Raw genomic sequence first — 21,435 nt, 5'->3', positions numbered from 1 at the left:
ATGGAACTAAGTTCACAAAGATCACAAAAACTGCCGCTAGCCTTAGCGCTTCTGGCCCTGCTGTTACTTGGAGCAGGCTCCCTCTACCTTACGTGGCAGAACCTGCGTCAGATGCACCAGACTGTGTTTGAACATATGCTTCTTTCTGCCAAATCCATCACCCGCGGGCTTGATATTCAGCTCGCGGACGGAATGCGCAGAATGAGGCGGCAGGGAATGCACAACAAACAGGCACAGGAAAACCTGACTCCGGCGGCAAGAGACCTTTTCAAAGAGATGGTTGCACAGGGAGATCTGCTTTTTATCGGGTTATACGGCCCCGATGACAAACCTATAGTGGTCGTCGGACAAGGAAATGCAGCGACATCATTCACTCCCCCGGCCCCCATCTTTAATATGATTCAAAAACTCAATGAATCCAGCACTCCGGCGATGATCAACGGAAAAGCTGCCTTGCTGTACGGCACGCTGGGACAACCGCATCTACTAAGATTATACGGTCATAGAAACAGCAACTTTCTACCGTCTCAAAAAAGACAGACCTATCTTCTACTCGGTTTGAATGCAGAAAAACACCTCGCCCAATTTAAACAATACAGGCGTGCGGCTCTTATGCAGACCGGCTATATTTTTCTAGCCGGATTTGTTCTATGGCTACTTGCTGTCGCCTACTTTCAACGCCGCGAAGAAGACAAACAGCTTGTTAAACTAGAAAGATTTCAGGCTAATCTGCTCGACAATATGCCGGACGGATTGCTTACTCTTTCACCGGAGGGGTCTATTTTAGCTGCCAACGGATCTGCCCATTCACTGCTGAACAGCACAGATGGAGAAACCCTTGTCGGCCGGAACTGGAAAGATTTTTCTTTTGAGCCAATTCAAAAATTCAGACGGGGTGAAGTTCTTTGGGAGCATGTTAAACTTAATGGAAAGAATCTTGAACTGATCATTTTCCCGTACTTTGAAAGCCCCGAAGAATACCGGACCATGATCATTATAAGAGACAGAACAGATATCGCTGTACTGGAAGACGACCTCAGCGAAGCCCGGAGACTGGCCTCAATAGGCTCACTAGCCGCAGGTGTCGCGCATGAAATCCGCAATCCACTGAGTTCTTTGCGAGGTTTTGCTCAACTTTTTGCTGACAAATTAAAAGATGAAAAACCTTACGGAATGTATGCAACCACCATGCTTGAAGAAGCCGACAGGTTAAACAGGGTTGTTACCGACCTGCTTTACCTGTCAAAACCTCATGAACTGGAGCCGCAAATCGTTAACTTAAACGACATATGTGAAACCATGAATACCCTTATGGGGTTTGAACTGGACCACAAAGGGGCTACCATTGAAAGTAACCTTGAGGTGCATGAAGTTTTTGCAGATCCGGACGGAATTCGTCAGGTTCTCTTAAATCTTCTGGTAAACAGCCTTGACGTTGTCCCGGAAGGTGAAGGTAAAATATTCATCAACGCAAAAACAAATGAACACGGTGTCTGGATAAGCGTCTGTGACAACGGTCCCGGCATGCCGGAAGATATACGCAAACATGCGCTTGAACCTTTCTTTACGGCTAAACCGAAAGGGACCGGACTCGGTCTTGCCATAGTAAACACCATTATGCGCGGCCATAGCGGTCGAGTAACAATTCCTTCTTCCGCTTCGACGGGAACGTGTGTAGAACTTTTCTTCCCGAGCTTACACAACGAAGGATCATAACATATGACCATAAATGATAAAAATGTACTTATTGTAGATGATGAGCCCTCTCTTAGATTGCTGATCAGAGCAATTCTTGAAGATGACGGCTGGACTGTTCACGAAGCTGTTTCAGGCGAACAAGCCCTTAAAATGCTTCCCTCTCTTACACTGAATACCGCACTGATTGATATGCGTATGGACGGCATGGACGGCATGACTCTACTCACAGAGATACATGCAAAAGTTCCGGGATTACCGATCATAATGCTCACAGCTTACGGCAACGTCGGTTCTGCGGTTGTGGCAATGAAGCATGGCGCTTTCGACTACCTCACTAAACCGGCAGACAATGAGGAGCTTAAAGCCGTTATGGCAAAAGCTCTCGATTATTCCAGACTTGTGGGCGAAAATAAGAGATTGAGGTCTGCAGTTGAAGCTACTGAGCGGATGATCGGAAACAGTCAGGCGATGCGAGATGTTAAGGAACTCATAGAGCAGGCCGGACCTTCCGAAGCAACAATTCTGGTGCTCGGAGAATCCGGTACAGGTAAAGAACTTGTAGCCGAAGGTCTGCACCGCGCAAGTCACAGAGCGAATAAACCTCTTATAAAAGTCAACTGCGCCGCCCTTCCTGCCAACCTTCTTGAAAGTGAACTGTTCGGCTATGTAAAAGGAGCCTTCACCGGAGCCACGATCAACAAACCGGGTAGATTTCAACTGGCATCCGGCGGCACTCTTTTCCTCGATGAAATCGGAGAATTGGAACAGGTTCTTCAAGCAAAAATTTTAAGGGCAATTCAAGAAAAAATAGTTGAACCTCTAGGCAGTGTTGCTCCTGTCGAAACAGATGTCCGCATAATTGCCGCAACCAACCGGAACCTGAAAGAGGAAGTGGAAAATGGAACATTCAGAGAAGACCTTTTTTACAGACTGAGTGTTCTGGAAATACGTATTCCTCCTTTGAGAGAAAGACCCAGCGACATTCCCGCTCTGGTTGCACATCTACTGGAAAAACTGGGACGCAAGAACAACAAAAAAGTTCGCTCAGTCAGTCCTTCTTTCCTTGATGCTCTCAGCCGCTACGGATGGCCCGGTAACGTCCGCGAACTTGAAAATGTACTTGAACGGGCTATCATACTAAGCAGGTCGGAAGTACTCGGCACCGAACTTCTGCCTCCGCAAGTACTTAGTCCTTCTCCTGTTGCGGTAAAAGGCGGCTCAGCAGAATCGGCTTCTAAACCCGACTATGTACCGTTGCCGCGCAAGACAACTTCGACATCACTTGATGACGCAGAACGTCAGGCATTAATTGACGCGCTTGAAGCAAATCAGGACCACCGCGAACGGACTGCGGACGCTCTCGGGATCAGCCGCAGAACGTTGCAGTACAAACTTAAAAAATACGGGCTTACCAGAAGGTAATTTTTCTGCCCCGAACAGACACCCATCTGCACTAAAAAAACTGCAATCAGGACAACTCAATACAAGTTGTCCTGATTTTTTTTAGCTTCATTCTAAGCTTACCCTTTGAGCAACTTTAATTCACATAAAAAGGATGATTTTCGAGATTTGAGTAACACCTGCTTAACCCCCACCATGCCTACACTCACACGGTTTTATGTATTAAAATATTTTTTGCATTTTTATCGATTTAATTCTCAAAAAATCTAGCCTTTTTTTCGCAAAACTTGTAACATTTGACAATGTACTCTTATTTAACTAACCTTAATAAAAGAAAAGGCCCGTTCACTTCCCATAAAAAACAACAAATTGCTGTTTCAAATCAAACTTGTTTAGCAATTAAAAATCAAATTTTGCATACAAAGTAAAACACATATACATATAGCATCATCCCCAATTTACAACAGCAAAACAAACACACAACAATACTTCATAATGTTAATTTTAAATACTACATTAAAAGTTACTTTAAAAGTACATTAAATACATTAAAAAAGAAGAACGAACGCAGGGAATAAATCTGCGCTTCCTCTTCTTTTTGCCCGCTTCAAAATAAAACAAAAGCGGCTCTTTTTCATTTTAACCGGAGAAGTCATGGAAAAAATACGCGTAGAAAACCTTTACAAAATCTTTGGCCCGCAATCGGGAAAAGTCATCCCAATGCTCGAACAGGGAGTATCTAAAGATGAGATTATGAAAAAGACCAAACACGGTGTCGGCGTAAATAACGCCTCATTCTCAGTTGAAGAGGGTGAAATCGTGGTGGTAATGGGATTATCGGGTAGCGGAAAATCCACTCTCGTCAGGTGTATCAATAGACTTATCGAGCCGACCAAAGGCCATATCTATATCGATGGTATCGACATCACAGCTTTGGATAAAAATGAACTTCGTAAAGTAAGACTTCAAAAATTGGGAATGGTTTTCCAGAATTTCGCTCTCTTCCCTCACCGTACAGTCCTTCAAAATACTGAGTACGGACTTGAGATCAAAGGGATGGCCCCCGAAGAACGGAGCAAAAAAGCATATGAAGCTCTTGAGCTTGTAGGACTTAAGGGATGGGAAGAATCACTTCCTAGTCAACTTTCCGGAGGAATGCAGCAACGTGTGGGATTAGCCCGCGCCCTGGCTTTAGACCCGGACATCCTTCTTATGGATGAAGCTTTCAGTGCTCTTGACCCACTCATCCGCCGCGACATGCAGGATGAACTTATCAGTCTTCAAGAACGCATGCAGAAAACCATCCTTTTTATCAGCCACGACCTTGATGAAGCCCTGAAACTTGGCGACCGCATTGTACTTATGAAAGATGGTGAAATTGTTCAGGTCGGCACACCGGAAGACATTCTCACCAGCCCAGCTAATGATTATGTACGCCGCTTTGTTGAAGATGTAGATATAACAAAAGTACTCACAGCTGAATCAGTAATGAAGAAAAGTGAAGCAGTTGGACATATCAAAACTGACGGACCAAGATCTTCTCTGAGAAAGATGCGCAAAAACAACATCTCCAGTCTTTTCATTTTAAATGAAGACCGCAGACTCATGGGCGTAGTAAACGCACAGGACTGTGCCCGTCTTGTTGAAAAGGACTGCCGCGATCTTACAAGCGTCATCTGTACATCCTGCAAAACAGCTCACCTTGACACCCCGGCTCAAGATCTATTTATCATCATGCAGGACCTCGGCTACCCGCTGGGTATTGTTGATGACGATAACCGTTTCAGAGGCGTAGTTGTCCGAGGCTCTCTAATAGCCGCCTTGGCCGAAAGAGGAGGTAATTAAAATGGATATACCACGTATTCCCGTTGGAAAAACAATTGAAGCCGGTATTGATTTTCTGGTCGAACATTGCTCATTTGCAACCAGAGCTTTCTCTGATGTGCTTGATACAGGTTTGGATATTGTCCAGACCGGCATGCTCGCCCTTCCTCCATTGGTCTTTATCCTCATAGTCGGACTAGTCACATGGAGACTTTCTAAAAGCTATAAAATTGGTATCTTTTCAATTGCCGGACTGCTGCTGATCCTGAACATGGGATTATGGAAAGCAACCGTTAGTACCATAGCACTGGTCATAGTCTCAACCCTTATGGCTCTTCTGATCGGCGTGCCCACCGGCATTCTTGCCGCTATGAACAAATACGTAAATAAAACAGTCATGCCTGTGCTCGATGTAATGCAGACCATGCCGGCTTTCGTATACCTCATTCCTGCAATCCCTTTCTTCGGACTGGGTAAAGTTGCTGCTATTTTCTCAACTGTCATTTTTGCAATGCCTCCGGCCATCCGGTTCACATGTCTCGGCATTCAGCAGGTTCCAAAAGAACTCATTGAATGTTCAGAAGCTTTCGGTTCCACCCGCTGGCAACGACTGGTTAAACTTGAACTGCCGCTTGCTACTCCGACTATTATGGCAGGAATAAATCAAACCGTTATGCTGTCTCTATCCATGGTCGTTATTGCCGCCATGATCGGAGCCAAAGGACTCGGTGGAGAAGTCTGGAAAGCTATCCAGCGCCTCCAGATGGGTAAAGGATTTGAAGCAGGCATCGGCATTGTTATCGTTGCCATAATCATGGACCGCGTACTTCAGAAATTAGGTTCCAGAAAATAATCATTCTTACAACACGGAGAAACGCATGAAAAAGATTCTTACACTTCTTATGGCTGCCCTGCTTATTGCATCACTCAGCTCTACGGCTTTTGCCGGCGATAAAAAAGTTAAACTAGCCTACGTCGAATGGGACTGCGCAACAGCAACAACAAATGTAATCCAGGCAGTACTTCAAGAGCGCATGGGATACGAAGTTGAAATTCTCCCCGTTGCGGCTGCAATCATGTGGCAGGCTGTCGGAACAGGTGATGTTGACGCTACAGCAGCAGCATGGCTACCTATTACTCACGCTGACTATTTGAAAAGAGTTGAAAAGAATGTCGTGGACCTCGGACCTAATGTAACCGGTGCAAAACTTGGGTGGGCTGTTCCAACATATGTAACAATTGATTCAATTGAAGATCTCAATAAATATGCCGACAAATTTGACGACAAGATAATCGGAATTGATCCCGGTGCCGGACTCATGGGACTCTCTGAAAAGGCAATAGAAGAATATAAGCTTAAAGATTTTGAATTAATGGAAGGCTCTGGGGCAACCATGACTGCAAGTCTTAGCAACGCAGTCAAAAACAAAGAATGGATTGTTGTTACTGCATGGTCTCCTCATTGGCTTTTCGGTCGTTGGGATATGAAATATTTGAAAGATCCTAAAGGCATCCTCGGCGGAGAAGAAACCATTAACACAATCGCCCGCAAAGGACTCAAAGAAGACAAGCCTGAAGTATACGCATTTCTTGATAAATTCGAATGGAAAGATGCTAACCAGCTTCAGATGGTGATGGCTTGGAATCAGGAAGAAGGCGCTGATCCTTATGAAAATGCTAAACGTTTCATCAAGGAAAACAAAGAACAGGTCGACTCCTGGCTTAAATAACCTCGATCTATAATCTCGCAAAATTCAAAGCCCGGGAAAAGTTTTTTTTCCCGGGCTTTGTTATGGACTTCGCATTAATTGCAATCACTACTTTGCTAACAACTTTTTTTAATGTAATATTAACATAGAGATTTAACCTAAAGCAAGGCGTAACCATATGACCCACGATACAACCATCCCCGAGCACACACTTCAAGCAGCTACAGCCCTGATGGAAGATCGCTTTGCACATGCTGACAAAAACAAGCCCGTCCTTAACACACTATTTGAACTCGGAGTTGCCCATGTAGCAAGGGATTTGGTTGAGCACCCGGAACTCTATAAAGAAACCTCTCCCTTGCCCATGCCCACGGAAAGGTTTGAACCGGTCGACCCCATATCGCTAATGCATTCCGACATAAAACTCCCGTCCCTGCCGCAGGTTTTTCTTGAAATGAGACAGGTTATTAACGATCCGGTCAGTTCTGCAACCGACGTTGCAAGAGTTATTTCACGGGACACAGCTTTATCCGCTTTTCTTCTGCGCATGGTAAACAGCGCTTTTTACAGTTTTCCTTCCCAGATAGACACTATTTCGAGAGCTGTAGCGGTTATCGGAACAAAACAACTTTCGACTCTTGCTTTAGGCACCTCCGTAATGGACATGTTCAAAGGCATTCCTACCAACATACTTGACCTTGAACTCTTCTGGAGACACAGCTTTGCCTGTGGCATCATTGCCAGTCAGTTAGCTAAAATGTTCAAAAACGGTTCGCCGGAAAAATGTTTTGTAGCAGGACTTCTGCACGACATAGGCCGCCCCGTTTTCATGATGGCCCTGCCGGACAGAGCTATTGCCGCAACAGCCATATCCAGAAACAAAAAAGCTTTGATGTTCAAGGCCGAAAGAGTTGTTGCCGGATTTGATCATGCCGAACTTGGCGGCATGCTTTTGCGCAAATGGAATCTCCCCTTCTCTCTTGTTACAGCTGTTCTTTATCATCATAATCCTGCCAAAGCTGTAAAAACTCCCGAAGCTCTCTATGTTTACTTTGCCAATATTATTGCAAAAACACTCGGCATAGGCGGCAGCGGAGACTTTTTTATTCAGGACGTCAAAAACCAGAGATGGGAAGAGAACGGCCTCACCCCGGGAAAAATTAGAGAGCTTAACAACGGGCTTGCTCCGATTCTGGATGATGCCTTTGCTATTTTGACCACCATAAAATCTTAACCAACTTAAATCCTCCCTGCGTTGACAAGGTCAGTTAAAGGCATTATTTGACATTGCATAACAAACCGGAGGATTTACCATGTACGATAAAGTCGAAGCTGCACTCGAAAAAGTCAGACCCTTTTTACAAGCTGACGGCGGCAACGTTGAACTCGTTGAGGTAACAGATAAAGGCTTTGCAATGGTCCGGCTTCAGGGCGCATGTAAAGGCTGTCCCATGTCTCAAAAGACATTGAGAAGTGTTATCGAACGCACCTTGCTCAAGGAAATTCCTGAACTGAAAGGTGTTGAATCTGTTGATTAAATACATGGCCGGGACGTTAAAATCCCGGTCAATTTAATATAAAAAAAGCACTTACGCGTTATAAAGCGCACTGACTTCAAGTACTCTGACCGCCCTACGAGGCGGATTTTTCAATTATAAGCCTTTTTCATAACAAAGGTCAGGAGATATTCCGATGAGCAATACAGTAACACGCTTCGCCCCAAGCCCTACCGGGCATTTACATATCGGCGGCGCAAGAACCGCACTTTTTTCATGGCTTCTGGCCCGTCGCAACAATGGAAAATTTGTTCTGCGTATTGAAGATACAGACCAGAAAAGATCTACTCAAGAATACACTGACGCCATTCTTGATTCCATGAGATGGCTTGGCATAGATTGGGACGGCGAACTGATGTATCAGAGCGAACGGTTTGATCTATACAACAGCTACATCGACAAGCTCCTTGAAGATGGAAACGCCTACTGGTGTGACTGTACGTCCGAACAGGTTGATGCCATGCGCGAAAAGGCCATGCTTGAAAAACGCAAACCGAAATATGACGGTTCCTGCCGCGATAAAAACCTCGGCCCCGGCGAAAACCGGGTAGTCAGATTTAAAGCCCCTCTCGAAGGGCGTACCTCTTTCAATGACATGATCAAAGGTCCTATCGTCATAGAAAATGCTGAAATGGATGACATGATCCTTCGCCGCTCCGACGGTGCTCCGACTTATAACCTCGCAGTTGTGGTTGATGATCATACCATGGGAATTACGCAAGTTCTGCGCGGAGATGACCACATTAACAACACTCCCCGCCAGATTCAGATATACAAGGCTCTCGGCTGGGATATTCCGCGCTTCGGTCATGTCCCTATGATTCTGGGACCGGATAAGAAAAAACTTTCCAAAAGGCACGGCGCTCTTTCCGTCATGGAATATGAAAAGATGGGATACCTGCCCGAAGCTGTTTTGAACTATCTAGTCCGCCTCGGCTGGTCACACGGTGATCAGGAAATTTTCTCCAAAGAAGAACTGTTCGAACTTTTCAACACTGAACATCTCGGCAATTCACCTTCAGTTTTCGACACCAAGAAACTGGACTGGGTGAACTGTGAATACATCAAAGCAAAAGCTCCGGCAGAACTTATTCCCGGAATGCGCTCTTTCCTTCCTGAAGGAACTGAAGTTGCGGATGAATATCTGGAAAAAATTATTCCCCTGCTCCAACCTCGCGCAACCAACTATAAAGAAATGGCTGACATGTGCGACTTCTTCTTAGTAAGCGCTGATAAATTGGAATATAATGAAACTGCTGTTGCAAAAGTATTCACTCCCGAAGCGATAGCTCACCTCAAAGAGTTGACCGCTAGAATTGAAGCTGACACTGAGTTCAGCCATGACTCTCTTGAAGCTATCCACACTGGATACCTTGCTGAAAAAGAACTTAAATTCAAAGCAATCGGACAACCTGTACGCCTCGCACTCTGCGGAAAAGTACAAAGCCCCGGTGGACTTTACGATCTGATGCTCGTTATGGGTAAAGATGAAAGCATTGCACGTATGAAAAAAGCTATGACACTAGTCTAAACCTCTATTCCCAATTACCAAAAACTGAAAAAGCTCCGTACTTACTAAGTACGGAGCTTTTTATTTTTCCTTACATGGTTCAAAATAACTATCTATTATGAGCTGATAAGCTCCACCTTTTTTTATTCCGTCTAAAGCTTTCTGCCACTTTAAAACAACTCCATCCGGAATGTGAGCTGCAAAAGCAATATACCCTTCCGACCTCATCACACATGGCCCTACTTTTTCGAACATTGACTCATCAATATCCGGAACCTCTTTTAAAAATTCACGTATGATTCTATCGCCCATTGGAACAAGGTCAACATACCCTTTTAATAACTTGCGGAAATCTGATCTCTGACAAGAACTCACATCAAGGTTAGTAAATCCCTTCTCTTTTAAAAATTGGTGATAAAGATCATCGCGAGTAACAGAAATCTTACCAACCTTTTTAGCATCTTCAAAACTGTCGATATTAATAGATGATCCTTTTTTGCGATAAAAATGAACCTCATTACTGAAAACAGGGCCTACAAACTTAAAAAACTTCTCCCGTTCCGGCGTGCGCGCCATAGGAAAAAGCACATCACTGGAACCATCCCTGAGTTTTTGATAAGCTCTGGGCCAAGGATAAAAGACTATTTCGGAAGAATGCTCACCAACCTGCCCCATAAGCAGACGAACAATATCCACAACAAACCCTTCGGCATGGTCATCAACTTGATAGCTGTATGGAGGGTAATTTTCCGTCATTATCTTCATATGGCCTGCAAAAACCTGAACAGGCATAAGTAATAAAAAGAATACGAAGACTGATGTGCGGGTATGATTATTCATGATTTAAAAATAGATCAGAGAAAAATAAAAAGCAATTCCTTATGGAATTTAATCCGCTAAAATGCTTTTAATCAGTATTTAGCCATTTTTTTCAGCACAGCAATATCAAAATTCCAACATTTCAAACAACACAACTACTAAAAGAACAAGAAAGTTTACTTTATTCGTTGTGCCAATTTAGATACTTATCCACAATTTTTTGATATTCTCCTGATTCTTTCAATTCATCTAAAGCCTTTTGCCATTCCAAAACTACCGTATCCGACACATGAAGACCAAAAGCAATATACCCCGATGCAGAGCAGATTGGAGGCCCGACTCTTTCAAACATTGACGAATCAATATCAGGAAAATCAATAAACAGCCTCTGCAACATCTCGTCAGAAACCGAAATTAAATCAACACGCCCTTTCAAAAGCTTATGAAATCCTGCTTCATAAGACGAGCCTACATCAAGCTTGGTAAAACCTTTCTGGATTAGGACCTGATGGGGGAAAGTGCTGCGGACTACTCCGATTTTACTCACAGCTTTAGCGTCATCAATATTAACAACATCAACATTTGAGCCTTTCTTGCGATAAAAATACTCAGAAGTTTTGAAAACAGGCCCCACAAATTTAAACTTATTTTCCCTCTCAGGTGTTCTGCCCATTGAAAAAAGAACATCACCAGATCCATTCTCAAGACTATGATACCCTCTTGCCCACGGAACAAATACAATTTTGGTATCACTTTCTCCGACATTATCCATAATCAAACAGACAACATCGTAAACGATCCCTTTTGCTATGCCATCTTCTTTATAATTATATGGAGGATGGTGTTCTGCCATTACTTTTAAATGCCCGGCAGAGGCAGGAAAGTTATTCAACAGCAAAACAAAAACTGAAAGAAAAATAATTATTTTTTTTATCATTATTAGTTAGAACTAAAACAAAGATAATTTAAAATCAATTCTTGCATGAACTTTTTGACAAGAATACATTGCAGATACAATATTAATGCAAATTAAAAATAACACACATACACTAAGTAATACTATCGCCACTTCTGTCCTAGCCTCTTTTTCCTTATGTTATTGATCATTTTAAGGTAAATCCAAGTTTGCAATATGCTAACTTAAAATGGAGAATCATATATGCCCTCCTTTGAAATATCCCGACAGGCTCAACCGGAATTCTCCTTCAATTCCAGAAGATCACCCGTCTACTCTACCAAAGGTATGGTTGCATCCAGCCAACCCGCAGCCACCGAAGCGGGACTTGAGATGCTTCGCGCGGGAGGCAATGCAGCAGACGCTGCCATTGCTACTGCCGCCGCTCTTGCTGTGCTGGAGCCATGCAGCACGGGTCTCGGAGGGGATGCGTTTGCCCTCTTCTACAATGGAGCAAACAATAAAGTCTCCGCCCTTAATGGATCAGGTAAATCGCCACGAGAAATGACTCTTAAAAAGATTCATGACATGGGCATCAAAAACTCACTGCCCACGCGCCATGCCCTGACTGTAAATGTTCCGGGAGCATGTGCCATGTGGTGCGACATGGTAGACAGATTCGGCAGCCTGCCGCTTTCAAAAATTTTCGCTCCGGCAATACGACATGCAGAAGAAGGCTTTCCCGTAAGCTCTGTAACTGCGAGCCTCTGGAAAGACGGGGAAGAAGAGGTTCTCACCAAAAGCCCCGGCGGAATGACTTTGCTTCTGAACGGCAAAGCCCCCAAAGCCGGAGAGATTATGAACAACCCCGCGCTTGGTGGATTACTGCGACAGCTTTCATCGCACACCCCGCAAGAAGCCAAAAAGCTATTTTACACAGGTGAAATTGCAAAAAAAATCGTAAAATCCGTCCGAGACAATGGAGGTATGCTTTCCACCGAAGACATGGCTTCTCATGAAAGCTTATGGGGAGAATCCATCAAAACCGACTACAGAGGGTACGAAGTTCACGAATGCCCGCCCAATGGACAGGGACTCGCGGCCCTGCTTGCTTTAAACACCCTCGAAAACATCGATCTTGCGGGTAAAGATTCTCCATACTCCGCTGAAAGGCTGCACTACCAGATAGAAGCAATGCGCCTCGGTTTCGCAGATGTTAGACAGCATATTGCCGACCCTCATGTATATAAAACTCCTTTGAACGCTCTCCTTTCTAAAAAATACGGAGCTAAGCGAGCTGAGGAAATACATTCAGGCAAAGCAAACCCGGACGCAAAACACGGCGTACCCGTAAACAGTTCCGACACAGTATATTTTAATGTTGTAGATAAGGACGGCAACGGATGTTCCATGGTCAACTCAGTCTACATGAATTTTGGAACCGGCATTGTCCCGAAAGGATTAGGATTTTCATTGCAGAACCGTGGACACAACTTCTCTCTGGACCCTGCTCATCCAAACGTGCTGGCACCGGGCAAACGAACCTATCACACCATCATTCCCGGTATATGCTTGCGGAAAAACGGATCACTCCACTCTGTTTTCGGGGTGATGGGCGGTTTTATGCAACCGCAGGGACATTTGCAGGTAATATCAGCCATGCTGGACGACGCAGCCGATCCGCAGGAAGCTCTTAACCGTTTACGTTTTTGTATTGAACCGGGCGAGGCTGGAGGAAAAGTTTGCGTCGAGGAAGGTTTCCCCGCTGAAACGCTCAATCAACTTTCACAAATGGGACATGAAATTGAAGTAAGAAAGGGATATAAACGAGTACTCTTCGGACGTGGGCAGATCATTTCAAGAGATGAAACAACCGGAACACTTTGCGCAGGATGTGATCCTAGATCAGACGGAACAGCAAACGGTTTGTACTAAAAAGGCCACCTTATTAGAAAGTGGCCTTATAAAAATCTAAGAATTATCCAATGCCGTTACAATTGCAGTACACACTGCAACTGCCGCACGGGCATCATCCACAAAAAAGTCCACACCGTCTTTTGAAAACATTGCGCGCCACATACAATCATCCATGCTCCGTCGGCAGAGATCTTCCATTTGAAAAGAATATCCCTTCGACTTCATATTTTCCGCAGCCTGCAAGGCAATATTCACATCTTGCGCAGCATGGGCAGGAGCATCCGCACCCATGAGTTCGACAAGACGTTTTTCCAGTTCTTCAGTCTTTAATTCAGGCATTTAATGTCTCTCAATAATAGTTTTAAATTCACCTAATGGGTGTAATCCAGAATTTCAATTTCCGGGCCGACTTTCCGAATAACCGCACTCTTAATTTCTTCAAAAAAAGGACAGGCATATCCAATTGGATTTCCTTTTGAAATGCATGAAGCAAAAGCAATAATCTCTGCACCACGATCCACCATCATTTTTGCACGAGCTACAGCCCTTTTTCCCGGACAGCCACCGCAACTGACAAAACCGACAATTTCAACAGGACCAGTAGACTCAAATCCGAGTGTCCCATTTGCTGTAACTTTGAAATCCATTGATCCCGGGCAGATATCCTCTGTTTGCAAACACCGAATAATTCCAACTTTTTTCATTTGATCTATTTCCCGTACTCAGTACTTGGTACCCATCCCTCAAGAACGGAACAAAACATCCTTTGATCGAACCCATTAAATTAGCTTTGCGACTAATTTAATACACGCTTATAACACTCAGACCACGTATGACAAGAATCATACTCTATTACGATGAAATACTGATAATTAACTTAGAAATCTTAAATTAATACTAAAGTATCCAACAAAAAGACACTTCACTCATTTCACATTACAATATCCAAAAATTCTTTTATAAAACATTTCATTCTTACTATATTGTAAAATACACATCACTTCCTTTAATATTTACGCAAAAACACAACATTATTATGTTTTTTTTAACAATCCTATGTATTAAAATTTCTTATTACATAATAACATAAGATCAAACATATTATTACAGTTATGTTTGATCTTCCAATCAAGAGCAAGAAAACGTCACAACTTCATTACAACTGGAGTTTTAAACCGTTTTATAATACATAATTTTATACTTAAGATTTTAAAATAGCCATTGATCTCAACAGATAAACAAAGCAACTCTGGAGAAAACATGTTTAAAAGACTTTCCTGTCTGCTCTTAACCTGCATCATCGGTATAACCTTTTCCGCAGCACCTTCACAGGCAAGCGATAAAAACCTCATCATTGCGACCGCAACAACGGGTGGAACTTTTTACCCCGTCGGAGTTGCAATCGGCACACTCATAAGTATCAAGCTTTCACAAAAGGATAAAATAACAGCCACTGCTATCAACTCCGCAGGTTCCGGTGAAAACATCCAGATGCTTAAAAACAAAGAAGCCGATGTTGCTATCCTGCAAGCTCTTTACGGCCTCAATGCTTATAAGGGAGAGGGGCCATACAAAGGAAAAGCATACAAGGATTTCAGATCCATCACTATGCTCTGGGAAAACGTTGAGCATTTCCCGTTGCTGAAAAAGTACGCAAAGAAAGGTAACATTGAAGACCTGAAAAATCTGGATCAAAAATTTTCAATAGGTAAGCGAGGCAGCGGAAGTGAAGGTTCAGGACGGACTCTGCTAAGAATCATGGAAATAGATGTAGACAAAGACGTTATACTTGAATTTATCGGCTACACTCCTTCTGCGCAGGCTATGATGGACGGACGTATTGCCGGAGCTAACATTCCTGCTGGACCTCCTGCCGCAGCCATTACTCAACTTTATGCACAGCTCGATTCAGACGATGTAACCGTTCTAGAATTCACTGATGCTCAGCTTGCCAAAATTCAAGAACAGTACCCCATCTGGAATAGATATGTGATCCCTGCCGGAACATATCCTTCACAGAAAAGCGACATCAAAACTATAGCGCAGCCTAACTTTCTGACATGCCGTGCCGATCTATCCGATGAAGTTGTCTACCTTATGACTAAAACTATTTATGAGAATCTGTCTTTCCTGAACAATATCCACAAGGCAACCAAAGCAATGAGTCTTGAACGTGCCACAATAGGTCTTCCAGTTCCGCTCCATCCCGGCGCCGAAAAATATTATCGCGAAGTCGGTATAATTAAATAATATTCCCTAAAGATTTATTCGAAAAGACAGGAAAAACTCATGGCTGAAGTAAAAGAAGATTCCGAAGGGGAAACCCTGGCGATAAAAAGAGTACTGGAGGGTCAACCCGCTCAAATTATTTATACAATGGGCATAATTTGTTCATTGTTTCATCTGTGGGTAAACACAATCGGGGTGATGCCCGAAATTCAGCGAAATGCTATCCATTATTCATTCATGCTGTTTATCGGATTCCTTCAGTATCCACTTTTAAAAAAACATGGACGGGCAACTCTGCCTATAGATTATTTTCTGGCAATACTGTCTTTTGCAATAGGTCTTTATCTGGTCTTTTTTGAAGATGCCCTGCATATGAGAAATGAAGTCCCGATCATGGTGGACCTTATTGCGGCAGGACTGGCTGTTATTCTGCTCATGGAAATAACCAGACGCACGACAGGATTTTTAATCCCGGCTCTGGCAATCGTATTTCTGGCATACGGCCTCGGCGGCGGGCGCTACCTTGACGGATTATGGCATTTCCCGGGCGTAACTGTGCCTAGAATGCTTTACCGCATGTATTTTGCCCCTGACGGAATATTCGGAACCATTGCGACAATATCGAGTACATTCGTATTTCTCTTTGTTCTTTTTGCATCATTTCTCATTAAATCAGGAGCCGGAGATTTTATAATAAAACTGGCTTTAGCAACTATGGGCCGGACCATCGGAGGTCCTGCCAAAATGGCTGTTTTCGCCAGCGGGATAATGGGATCTATATCCGGCAGCGCAGTTGCAAACACAGTCGGAACAGGTTCCATAACCATTCCCATGATGAAAAGAACCGGATTTCCAAGCAAGTTTGCAGGCGCAGTTGAAGCGGCCTCATCCACAGGCGGGCAGCTGATGCCCCCGATTATGGGTGCGGGAGCGTTTATAATGAGCCAATGGACTCAAATCCCGTACCTTACAATCGTCGGAGTGGCATTTATTCCCGCAATTATGTACTTCGTCAGTGTGGCTTTCTTCATTCATCTTCGGGCAAAAAAATTAGGTATAAAGCCTATCCCGAAAGAAGATATTCCGAAACTTCGCGAAGTAATAAAAGAAGGCTGGAATTTTTTCATCCCCATCGGGATACTGATGGGACTGCTAATGGTAGGATACACACCGACATTTGCAGCCTGCGGCGGGATAGTCGCAATTGTGATATCCAGCTGGCTTAATCCCAAAACACGCATGTCGGGCAGGGATATCCTCGACGCGCTTGCCGGTGGCGGCGTGAACATGGTCACAACAGGCGTAATTCTGCTTTGCTCCGGCATTGTGGTAGGCGTAGTTCTCATGGTCGGCATGGGAATCAAATTCTCAATGCTGATAACAATGCTCGCCGGAGACAGCCTGCTTCTAACCATCCTGATGGTTGCCATAGCATCCCTTATTTTGGGAATGGGGTTGCCCGTAACCGCGTCCTACATAGTTTTAGCAGTGCTAGCCGCCCCTGCAATGCAAATGCTCGGCACAAGCCTGATTGCAGCTCACATGCTTATTTTCTGGTATTCGCAGGATGCAAACGTAACACCTCCTGTATGTCTTGCGGCTTACAGTGCAGCTGGAATATCCGGTTCAAAACCGCTTGAAACAGGCATTGAGTCATGGAAAATTGCTAAAGGGCTTTATATTATACCGCTACTCTTCTGCTACACCCCGATCCTTTTTGAAGGCCCATTATGGATGATTGCGGAAACAGTTATCACCGCGACAGCAGGCTTATTCTGTTTTGCTGTGTTCTTTGAAGGATTCAATACATATAACCTTAATATTCTTCAAAGAACTGCCTATGCAGGCGTGGCAGGACTGCTCCTCTGGCCCGACATAAAACTTCACGCGCTGGGCGCTGTTTTATTGACAGCCATGTTTTTGCGGGAACGGTCGATATTCAGAAAACAGGCTTTCGAAGTTGCATAATTATTATTTTTTAACATAGAAAAAAAGATGAAAAAGCTTTATACAGTTGAGTAGCACACACTATTTTTGATGCAAAATTGAAAACCAATGGAGACTGACCATGATTGAAATTATGCCTGAAAGTAAAGGTCGTATGCTGGCTGTAAGAGCAAGTAAAAAATTAACTGAAAGCGATTACGCGGAAGTTTGGATTCCAGCTCTTCAAAAAGTAATTGAGGAACATAAATCAGCCAATGTACTGCTCTACATGGATGAAAATTTTGAAGGATGGGAACTCAAAGCCATGTGGGAAGATGCCAAGTTCGGCTTTGCCCATCGCAATGATTTCAATAAAATTGCAATAGCAGGCGGACCGGCATGGGTGGAATGGGGTTCAAAAATAGCTTCGGCTCTCATAAATTGCGAACTTAAAATATATGAACCGGAAAAATTATCTGAATCTCTAATCTGGGTGGCAAAATAACATTTGGTATAACAAAAAAAGCCCCGACCAATAAAGATCGGGGCTTTTCACACGGCAGCCGTGTAGAAATTAAGAAGTCTAATCAGCTTTATTTTCAGCTTTCTTAGCAACGGGCTTAATGACCGAGCCAGAACGAATGCAACGAGTGCAAGCTTTGATGCTTTTTACTTCACCGCTAGGGAGCTGAGTGCGAACACTCTGAAGATTAGGCATAAAACGTCTTTTGGACTTGTTGTTAGCGTGAGATACGTTGTTGCCTGTCTGGGGCCTTTTACCACATATATCGCATACTTGGGACATGATGAACCTCCTTATTGAACTTACCTTTTCGTATTTGCATGAAACTCACAAACCTTGCCAAGAAGAATTGCTCCTGCCACGCAAAAGAGGTATCATTTAAACGTTGGCTCAGAAAAATGCAAGCTCTTTTTCCTTGACATTAGAAAAAAAACTCATATAGGAAACCCTTCCGCGAGGAAAAATATGGCAGAACTTTGGATTACATTAAACGACATCCCTGAAGAGGGCAAAGATTTAGTTTTTGATGATCAGACCTTTTGGACTGATGCATGGAAAAACTATAACATAGACGCTCGTCCAGCGACACCTCTTATTTCGGAAGTATTTATACTCCCACAGGATAACGGATGTCTCGTCCGGGGTAAAACATCCGGAGCAATCACACTTGTTTGCGACAGATGCACGGCAGACTACAAGCAGAATATTTCAACCAAGTTCGATGAATTTGAGCAGGTTGCAACCGCCGAGGACACGGAACCGTCCCCGGTTGTTAAAACCAAAGAAGGCTTAAAAATCGAAATTGGGGCTCTCCTCTGGGAGCATTTCGTCATGGCTCTACCCGTAAAACCCTTATGCAACAACGATTGCAAGGGACTTTGCGACAAATGCGGAGCTGATTTAAACAAAGACGGATGCTCCTGTAAAAAAGAAGAGGGCGATCCAAGGCTTGCGGTTTTCCGCAATCTTAAGATAAAGAACTAAATTCCGGTTCGAATGGACCGGGTCAAAATCACTCTCAGGAGACAGTCATGGCACAGCCTAAAAAGAAAACTTCCAAGTCCCGTAGAAATATGCGCAGGTCTCACGACCACGTAGAAACTCCTAACATCCTTTTCTGTGATTGCGGTGAACCTATCATTGCTCACAGAGCTTGTTCCTCTTGCGGTACCTACAAGGGTCGCCAGGTAATCACATCTGAAGATGCCTAAAACCCTTCCCCGCATTGCAGTTGACGCCATGGGTGGCGATCACGGTCTTACGGGAATAGTTTCCGCTGCGGTTAGTTCCGCAAAGAAAGGAACTCCGATAACTTTGGTTGGAGATGAGTACATGATCCGGTCCGAGCTTGAAAAGCTTGATACCGGATCATGTACTATTGACGTTGTTCACGCATCACAGGTTGTCACAATGGAAGACAAGCCTGCCGATGCCATGCGCAAAAAAAAGGACTCGTCAATTCAGGTTGCCTGCAGACTTGTTAAGGACGGCCTCGCTGACGGAGTTGTCAGCGCAGGTAACTCCGGAGCAACTGTAGCCGCCGGCATGTTTATCATAGGAAGAATCAAAGGTGTGCTAAGACCCGGAATGGCCGGTATTCTGCCCACCGAAAAAAGACCTATGGTGCTTATCGATGTCGGAGCCAACGTCGATTCCAAGCCGGAACACCTTCTCCAATTCGGAATTATGGCCGATGTTCTTGCCCGTGACGTTCTTGGTTTTAAAGAACCTCGCATAGGACTTTTGACCATTGGTGAAGAAGAAGGCAAAGGGAATACTCTGGTAAAAACCACCTACAATATGCTCAAAAGTTCTTCGTTGAATTTTGTCGGCAATATTGAAGGCAGGGATATTTTTACCGGAGATGTTGACGTTGCAGTCTGCGACGGATTTGTCGGCAATGTTGCACTCAAGCTTTCAGAAGGTCTTGCCAACAGCCTTGGCAATCTCCTTAAAGGAGAGCTAAAACGCGATATTGTTTCAAAAATCGGTGCAATGTTGGCAATGAAGGCTTTCAAAAGATTCGGTAGACTGGTAGATAAATCTGAATATGGCGGAGCACCCGTACTCGGATTAAAAGGTATTGTCCTTGTCTGCCATGGTAAAGCCGATAGTCTGGCAATTGAGCGAGCCATTGAAATGGCCGCACGATTTGTAAAAAACAATGCTGTTGCTCATCTAAAAGAAGGTCTGGCCGCGCACAGTGCAATAACCGAGCGCAAACTATAAAAAGTAGCCGGACAAGTTAATTCTTCATACCCGGATGTATACAGATATTTTTTACAGGAAGGCTTCGTTCACAGGAGAACTTCACCCTCCCAGTCAAAAACAGGAACTGTAACAATGAGTAATTTCTCCTATATCAGAGGACTTGGTTATCATGTCCCTGAAAGAGTTTACACTAATGCCGATCTTGAAAAATTTGTCGACACCACAGATGAATGGATAAACTCTCGAACTGGAATAAAACAGCGTCACGTTGTTGAAAATGAAACGTGTCTTGATCTGACTTTTGAAGCAACTCAGAAAGCTCTCAAAAATGCAGGAATGGAAGCGGATGAACTTACGCATATTTTAGTTGCAACTTTCACCGCCGACACAATAATCCCATCAACAGCATGCCTGCTGATGGAACGACTAGGCCTCAAACATAGAATCCCGATGGATATCTCTGCAGCTTGCTCGGGCTTTGTATACGCCGTAGAAGTTGCCAGAGCTCTTATCAATTTAAATCCCGACTCTAAGATCCTTGTCTGCGGAAGCGAAGTCTTAACCAGCCGCGTAAACTGGGAAGACCGTTCCACCTGCGTTCTCTTCGGGGACGGAGCCGGAGCAATCATCCTCACCTCGGAAGACTGCGAGAATTCAGGCAAAGTAATTGACGTGCTGCTTTCCTCCGAAGGCGAAAGTGAAACATTGACTGTAAGAGGGGCCGGCTCAGCCTACCCATACAAGTTAGGTGATGTTGTCGGAGAAGACCACTTTATCCAGATGCAGGGCCGTTCAATCTACAGAAAAGCTGTCAGATCCATGTCTTCTATTTCAAATGAAATACTCGCAAAACATGGTTTTACAACTAAAGACGTAGATCTGCTCATTCCGCATCAGGCCAATTTGCGCATTATTGAGGCTGTCGGTAAAAAACTTGAACTTCCTACCGAGAAAGTTTTTGTAAATGTTAATAAATTCGGCAATACATCAGCAGCATCAATCCCGATTGCACTTGCAGAAGCAAAGGAAATCGGCGCGATAAAAAGTGGTGATCTCGTCCTGTTAGCCACTTTTGGAGGCGGATTGACCTGGGGATCAACCTTGATTCAATTTTAAATTTCATACATTTGAGCGGTTCTGTCTACCAAAACAGACACTCTCAACAGTCAGAAATAATTAAATTTTATTTAATTTATTAAACATATTGAGATCATCTT

21 protein-coding genes are annotated in these 21,435 nt (G+C 43.9%); 16 read left to right on the top strand and 5 right to left on the bottom strand.

Annotation, left to right across the window (positions count from 1 at the left end; all coding sequences use genetic code 11):
* The 8 genes from JEY82_RS00795 (at position 1) to gltX (ending at position 9,719) form a co-directional block, all read left to right on the top strand.
* A complete protein-coding gene (locus JEY82_RS00795) occupies positions 1-1,716 on the top strand; it encodes a nitrogen regulation protein NR(II) (protein WP_304081694.1) in 1,716 nt (571 codons plus the stop codon).
* A gap of 3 nt (positions 1,717-1,719) precedes the next feature.
* Positions 1,720-3,120 (top strand): sigma-54 dependent transcriptional regulator, encoded by a 1,401-nt coding sequence (locus JEY82_RS00790; protein ID WP_304081692.1) that lies wholly within the window; start codon positions 1,720-1,722, stop codon positions 3,118-3,120.
* Between the two features lie 633 nt (positions 3,121-3,753).
* Positions 3,754-4,944, top strand: coding sequence for a glycine betaine/L-proline ABC transporter ATP-binding protein (locus tag JEY82_RS00785; RefSeq protein WP_304081690.1), 1,191 nt, complete (start codon positions 3,754-3,756; stop codon positions 4,942-4,944).
* A gap of 1 nt (position 4,945) precedes the next feature.
* Positions 4,946-5,776, top strand: a complete 831-nt coding sequence (locus JEY82_RS00780; RefSeq protein ID WP_304081688.1) for a proline/glycine betaine ABC transporter permease — start codon at positions 4,946-4,948, stop codon at positions 5,774-5,776.
* Positions 5,777-5,801: 25 nt separating this feature from the next.
* Positions 5,802-6,653 carry a glycine betaine ABC transporter substrate-binding protein gene (locus JEY82_RS00775; protein ID WP_304081686.1) on the top strand — a complete coding sequence of 284 codons (852 nt, stop codon included), beginning with the start codon at positions 5,802-5,804 and terminating at the stop codon, positions 6,651-6,653.
* 157 nt (positions 6,654-6,810) lie between these two features.
* Complete coding sequence (locus JEY82_RS00770) at positions 6,811-7,866, top strand: HDOD domain-containing protein (protein WP_304081685.1); 1,056 nt, start codon at positions 6,811-6,813, stop codon at positions 7,864-7,866.
* 79 nt (positions 7,867-7,945) lie between these two features.
* Positions 7,946-8,170, top strand: coding sequence for a NifU family protein (locus tag JEY82_RS00765; protein ID WP_092157164.1), 225 nt, complete (start codon positions 7,946-7,948; stop codon positions 8,168-8,170).
* Between the two features lie 154 nt (positions 8,171-8,324).
* Complete coding sequence (gene gltX / locus JEY82_RS00760) at positions 8,325-9,719, top strand: glutamate--tRNA ligase (protein WP_304081683.1); 1,395 nt, start codon at positions 8,325-8,327, stop codon at positions 9,717-9,719.
* Positions 9,720-9,779: 60 nt separating this feature from the next.
* Here gltX and JEY82_RS00755 read toward each other — a convergent pair whose 3' ends face one another.
* A complete protein-coding gene (locus tag JEY82_RS00755; protein WP_304081681.1) occupies positions 9,780-10,463 on the bottom strand; it encodes an ABC transporter substrate-binding protein in 684 nt (227 codons plus the stop codon).
* 235 nt (positions 10,464-10,698) lie between these two features.
* Positions 10,699-11,370 (bottom strand): ABC transporter substrate-binding protein, encoded by a 672-nt coding sequence (locus tag JEY82_RS00750; protein WP_304081680.1) that lies wholly within the window; start codon positions 11,368-11,370, stop codon positions 10,699-10,701.
* Positions 11,371-11,676: 306 nt separating this feature from the next.
* Here JEY82_RS00750 and ggt point away from each other — a divergent pair, with 306 nt between their 5' ends.
* A complete protein-coding gene (gene ggt, locus JEY82_RS00745) occupies positions 11,677-13,347 on the top strand; it encodes a gamma-glutamyltransferase (protein WP_304081678.1) in 1,671 nt (556 codons plus the stop codon).
* A 36-nt stretch (positions 13,348-13,383) separates the two neighbouring features.
* On the opposite strand, the gene JEY82_RS00740 is transcribed toward ggt, so the two are convergent.
* Together JEY82_RS00740 and JEY82_RS00735 are read right to left on the bottom strand one after the other, a co-directional pair.
* On the bottom strand, positions 13,384-13,668 hold the full coding sequence (locus tag JEY82_RS00740) for a hypothetical protein (protein ID WP_304081676.1): 285 nt from the start codon (positions 13,666-13,668) through the stop codon (positions 13,384-13,386).
* 32 nt (positions 13,669-13,700) lie between these two features.
* Entirely contained in the window at positions 13,701-14,033 is a 333-nt protein-coding gene (locus JEY82_RS00735) for a CGGC domain-containing protein (RefSeq protein ID WP_092157171.1), read from the bottom strand.
* A 556-nt stretch (positions 14,034-14,589) separates the two neighbouring features.
* Here JEY82_RS00735 and JEY82_RS00730 point away from each other — a divergent pair.
* The 3 genes from JEY82_RS00730 (at position 14,590) to JEY82_RS00720 (ending at position 17,989) form a co-directional block, all read left to right on the top strand.
* Positions 14,590-15,579 (top strand): TAXI family TRAP transporter solute-binding subunit, encoded by a 990-nt coding sequence (locus tag JEY82_RS00730; protein ID WP_304081673.1) that lies wholly within the window; start codon positions 14,590-14,592, stop codon positions 15,577-15,579.
* A 39-nt stretch (positions 15,580-15,618) separates the two neighbouring features.
* Entirely contained in the window at positions 15,619-17,526 is a 1,908-nt protein-coding gene (locus JEY82_RS00725; protein ID WP_304081671.1) for a TRAP transporter permease, read from the top strand.
* Between the two features lie 100 nt (positions 17,527-17,626).
* Positions 17,627-17,989, top strand: a complete 363-nt coding sequence (locus tag JEY82_RS00720) for an STAS/SEC14 domain-containing protein (RefSeq protein ID WP_304081670.1) — start codon at positions 17,627-17,629, stop codon at positions 17,987-17,989.
* Between the two features lie 78 nt (positions 17,990-18,067).
* Here JEY82_RS00720 and rpmB read toward each other — a convergent pair whose 3' ends face one another.
* Positions 18,068-18,289 carry a 50S ribosomal protein L28 gene (gene rpmB, locus JEY82_RS00715; RefSeq protein ID WP_092157176.1) on the bottom strand — a complete coding sequence of 74 codons (222 nt, stop codon included), beginning with the start codon at positions 18,287-18,289 and terminating at the stop codon, positions 18,068-18,070.
* 183 nt (positions 18,290-18,472) lie between these two features.
* Between rpmB and JEY82_RS00710 the strand changes: the two genes are divergently transcribed.
* The 4 genes from JEY82_RS00710 to JEY82_RS00695 all read left to right on the top strand — a co-directional run bounded on the left by JEY82_RS00710 (position 18,473) and on the right by JEY82_RS00695 (position 21,334).
* Positions 18,473-18,991 (top strand): DUF177 domain-containing protein, encoded by a 519-nt coding sequence (locus JEY82_RS00710; protein ID WP_092157177.1) that lies wholly within the window; start codon positions 18,473-18,475, stop codon positions 18,989-18,991.
* 47 nt (positions 18,992-19,038) lie between these two features.
* A complete protein-coding gene (gene rpmF, locus JEY82_RS00705) occupies positions 19,039-19,218 on the top strand; it encodes a 50S ribosomal protein L32 (RefSeq protein ID WP_092157178.1) in 180 nt (59 codons plus the stop codon).
* Positions 19,211-20,236 carry a phosphate acyltransferase PlsX gene (gene plsX / locus JEY82_RS00700; RefSeq protein WP_092157179.1) on the top strand — a complete coding sequence of 342 codons (1,026 nt, stop codon included), beginning with the start codon at positions 19,211-19,213 and terminating at the stop codon, positions 20,234-20,236. The genes rpmF and plsX overlap by 8 nt, the downstream gene beginning before the upstream one ends.
* A 114-nt stretch (positions 20,237-20,350) precedes the next feature.
* Entirely contained in the window at positions 20,351-21,334 is a 984-nt protein-coding gene (locus tag JEY82_RS00695) for a beta-ketoacyl-ACP synthase III (RefSeq protein ID WP_304081667.1), read from the top strand.
* Positions 21,335-21,435: the final 101 nt, after the last annotated feature.

Origin of the sequence: Maridesulfovibrio ferrireducens (assembly GCF_016342405.1) — a bacterium.
Classification (GTDB): Bacteria; Desulfobacterota; Desulfovibrionia; order Desulfovibrionales; family Desulfovibrionaceae; genus Maridesulfovibrio; species Maridesulfovibrio ferrireducens_A.
The sequence above is the reverse complement of the archived record's forward strand: the minus strand, read 5'-3'. Positions and strand labels throughout refer to the sequence as shown.